At 65.5% G+C, this 3,390-nt stretch carries 6 protein-coding genes; 3 read left to right on the forward strand and 3 right to left on the reverse strand.

Annotated elements, in window-relative coordinates; translation table 11 throughout:
* The 3 genes from ELR45_RS36670 to ELR45_RS03525 all read left to right on the forward strand — a co-directional run.
* A partial coding sequence (locus tag ELR45_RS36670) for a chloride channel protein (RefSeq protein WP_205855805.1) occupies positions 1–651 on the forward strand: 651 nt, incomplete at its 5' end.
* A 127-nt stretch (positions 652–778) separates the two neighbouring features.
* Complete coding sequence (locus ELR45_RS03520) at positions 779–1,333, forward strand: AI-2E family transporter (protein WP_276320641.1); 555 nt, start codon at positions 779–781, stop codon at positions 1,331–1,333.
* A 61-nt stretch (positions 1,334–1,394) separates the two neighbouring features.
* Positions 1,395–1,883 carry a DUF1269 domain-containing protein gene (locus ELR45_RS03525; RefSeq protein ID WP_129663543.1) on the forward strand — a complete coding sequence of 163 codons (489 nt, stop codon included), beginning with the start codon at positions 1,395–1,397 and terminating at the stop codon, positions 1,881–1,883.
* 172 nt (positions 1,884–2,055) lie between these two features.
* On the opposite strand, the gene ELR45_RS03530 is transcribed toward ELR45_RS03525, so the two are convergent.
* From ELR45_RS03530 to ELR45_RS03540, 3 genes are all read right to left on the reverse strand, one after another.
* The gene (locus ELR45_RS03530) at positions 2,056–2,529 is read right to left on the reverse strand and encodes a DUF6069 family protein (RefSeq protein ID WP_205855807.1); all 474 of its coding nucleotides are present in this window, start codon (positions 2,527–2,529) and stop codon (positions 2,056–2,058) included.
* A gap of 106 nt (positions 2,530–2,635) precedes the next feature.
* On the reverse strand, positions 2,636–2,848 hold the full coding sequence (locus tag ELR45_RS03535) for a hypothetical protein (RefSeq protein WP_129663545.1): 213 nt from the start codon (positions 2,846–2,848) through the stop codon (positions 2,636–2,638).
* A 6-nt stretch (positions 2,849–2,854) separates the two neighbouring features.
* A complete protein-coding gene (locus ELR45_RS03540; RefSeq protein ID WP_205855808.1) occupies positions 2,855–3,094 on the reverse strand; it encodes a hypothetical protein in 240 nt (79 codons plus the stop codon).
* Between the last annotated feature and the right edge of the window lie 296 nt (positions 3,095–3,390).

Genomic DNA, 3,390 nt, shown 5'->3' on the forward strand with positions numbered 1-3,390 from the left:
CCGACCTTCACCGTCGCGGTGGAACCATACCGGGATCCGATGCCACTCGACGTCCTGACCGCCGCCCTGATCGCTCTCGGAGCGGCCGGTACCGGCCTGGTGGCGATCTATGCCTTCCGCCCGCTGCATCGGCTCTTTCACAACATCGGCCATCCGTGGTTGATGGTCACGACCGGCGGTGTGGTGCTCGGTCTGCTGGGTGCCTTGGGCGGACGGATCACGTTGTTCCGCGGTGTCGACCAGATGCGCGAGCTGACCTCCGACGCCTCCGACTACACCATCGCCGGGTTCGCGCTCGTCATCGTGGTCAAGCTGGCAGCTCTCGTGGTGTCCGCGACGTGTGGCTTTCCCGGAGGCCGGATCTTTCCCGCCGTGTTTCTCGGTGTCGCCATCGGTCTGCTGGTCAACGACGCGTTCCCGGCGGTGCCCGCATCGTTGTGCGTGTCCGCCGGCGTCCTGGGCACGGTGCTCGCGGTATCGCGTGACGGGTGGGTGAGCTTGTTCCTCGCCGTCGTCGTCGTAGGCGAGGTCTCCCTGACCCCGATCCTGCTGCTCGCGACGCTCCCTGCGTGGCTCCTGCTGACCGGCAAGCCGCAGATGGTTCTCGGCTCGGAGCCGGAACCGGACGCATCGACCCGAACGGAGGGGTGAAAGCTCATCCACGACGAACAGAGGAATGAAGACGGCGCCAGGTGGTATGTCAGCGCGGCCGCGGGCTCCGCCCGGCTTCTTCTGATCGTCGCGGCGGCAGTCGTGTTCTGGACCGTGCTGGTGGCTGCTGACCTTCTTCGTCCTGTTCTTCCTCTTGAAGGACGGGAACGGGCTCTGGGAACGCCTCATCCGGCGCTTTCCAAACCGGTACGCGCTGCTTGACCAGCTCGGCGGCAGCATGTGGGAAACGCTGGGCAGGTTCACCCGGGGCACCACGGTGATCGCCGCGATCGATGCCGGTGGAATCGGACTCGGGATGTGGTTGATCGGCGTCCCGTTCCCAGGCGCGATCGCGGTGCTCACGTTCCTGCTGGCATACATTCCTCTGGCGGGGGCGTTGATCTCCGGCACATTCGGGGTTCTTCTCGCCCTGGGCGACGGAGGGCTGTCACAGGCGTTCGCCGCATTGGCGATCGTGCTGATCGTGCAACAGGTCGAAGGGAACCTCCTGCAGCCGTTCATCATGGGCAACGCGGTGAGCCTGCATCCGCTCGTCGTGGCGTTCGCCCTCGTCCTGGGCGGTACGTTCGCCGGGGTGATCGGCATGTTCCTGGCCGTACCACTGACCGCGGCGGCCGCCGCAGCCATGTCTGAGCGGCGTATCCTCACCCGCTCCGGGTGAGGACCGGACATGGCGCACGTGGACACGATGACGGTGACCGTGTCAAAGGAAGGAGAGCACCATGGCGACGCTCACCGTATGGAGGTTCGACGACCCTGGTGGCGCCGAACGTACGGCGGAAATGCTCAGGGAAGCGCAGGCACAGGAGCTGATCACCGTCGAGGACGCAGCGTGGGTGTCCTGGGAACAAGGAAAGAAGAAGCCTAAGACTCATCAGGCACGCTCGACGACGACGGCTGGGGCTCTGTTCGGCAGCTTCTGGGGATTACTGTTCGGTTTGCTGTTCTTCGTCCCGCTGTTGGGCTTGGCCGTGGGCGCAGGCATGGGAGCGCTCAGCGGTTCACTCGCCGATGTCGGAATCGACGATGGGTTCATCCGCGAGGTGCGGGAGAAGGTCGTTCCGGGAACATCCGCGCTGTTCGTCCTCAGCCACGGCGCGGTGGTCGACCGTATCGCGGAGAAGTTCACCGGAACCGATGCCGAACTGATCCAGACCAACCTGTCCGAAGACGAAGAGGCCAAGCTGCGCGAGGTATTCGCACACGCGTAAGAGGTCACGCAGTATGCGGCGCCGGTGAAACAGGCGCACATGCTCGCGGGTCAGGCGACTCCCGTTCTGCGCGGCTTCTCAGGCCGACGGAGACGATCGGCCGCGGCATGGACGCATTCGCGTCCATGCCGCGTGTGCGAGGGAAGGCGCCCGGGCCCGGGCACCGATTCCATCACGGAGTGTCCTGAACACGCGTCGTGGCGGACCTCGCCACGCCCGAGACCAGGCTGAAGACGGCAACGCCGATCACGAGGTTGATGGCCGCAGTGGCCACCTCGCTTTCCACGTCCGAATCAGTCGCGAACGGTGCGACTGCGGCAGCGACGGTCGCCAGGCCCACGATCCACCCGAAGAACGACAACGCGCTCGGTGTGCTGAGCAACAGGATGTGCACCAAACCGGTCGCCAGCAGTGCCGCGACGGCGGCCGCGGCCATGAGCTGGGTCGTCGACGCGTCACCCCATGTGCCCTCCTCCTCCGGCGCCAGCACGTGAATGTCGAAGACACCGCGAAAGACCACGATGCCGACCAGAGCGATGAGCGCGGCCACCAGAGCCGTGGCCAATCCCCCCGCCCACAGCTTGCGGGCGTCCACCTGCACCGCCCGGCGCGCACCGCCCTGCGGAGACTGCGAATATCCACCCACGTCAAGACCACCACCATTCGCGATACATCTGTCCGTATCGTCAGCCTCGCGGTCGTGGGAACGTGCGTCCTCACCCGGCACGGGTGAGCTAGGGCTCATCGATGACCTAAACGATCTTCGGGAACGCGATCAGTAGGCCAATGCCGACGACCATCAGGACAGTCGCTCCGGTCAACACGGTCAAGCCCATCGTCGGCGACCTCAGCCGCTGCGACACGGCCGTGAAGAAGAGCACAAGCGCGAACAGCACCGTCAGCAACGTGTAGTTGTCGCCCCGCTGGTTGTTCTCCGCTTTCCTCTTCTGGCATGATCCGGTCACGTCTCGTCACACGTCCGACCGTGCTTGGCCACCACCACGTGGTGAACCGCCGGGAAGCTGCCGCATCTCCAACACCGTCAAACCCAGATCGTCGAAACGGGCCAGTAGCCCTCTCAATGCGGCTTTGTCCTTCACCGTGCCGAACATCGCGGTGTCGGCCCCGGGAGCAGGCGCCACGTCGAGTTCAGGGAACGCGGCCACAACCGTGTCCGAGACTCGCCCAGCGACTAGGAACTCATAACGCATCTCCGGCGGCCTTTCGCGACCGAGTGGATGGCAATGAGTACACAGTGCGCCTGCCGGAGCCGACATTCTTCACCTCTACAGGGTGAGCTCTGACGAGGTCGGCACAACGACGCGACCGCTGCCCCCGGAACCCGCGTCGTTGCTCCTGGCGTGCGTCCGTTCGACGGTTGGCCCTGGCCCCGCGCCGGTCCCGTCAGCGCCGGCTCATCGGTCGGTGAGCGGATCCATGAGCACGGTCTGGGAACGCATCTCACGGGTCACCTCACCCAGGTCGGGTGATGCCGACCGTGCCTGCA

This window comes from Phytoactinopolyspora endophytica, from assembly GCF_004138495.1.
In the GTDB taxonomy this organism is placed as follows: Bacteria; Actinomycetota; Actinomycetes; order Jiangellales; family Jiangellaceae; genus Phytoactinopolyspora; species Phytoactinopolyspora endophytica.

What these genes read in the sequence shown, in the direction of transcription:
- ELR45_RS03540 (WP_205855808.1), bottom strand. Translation starts at nt 3,094, where the DNA reads ATGCGTTATGAGTTCCTAGTCGCTGGGCGAGTCTCGGACACGGTTGTG.
- ELR45_RS03525 (WP_129663543.1), top strand. Translation starts at nt 1,395, where the DNA reads ATGGCGACGCTCACCGTATGGAGGTTCGACGACCCTGGTGGCGCCGAA.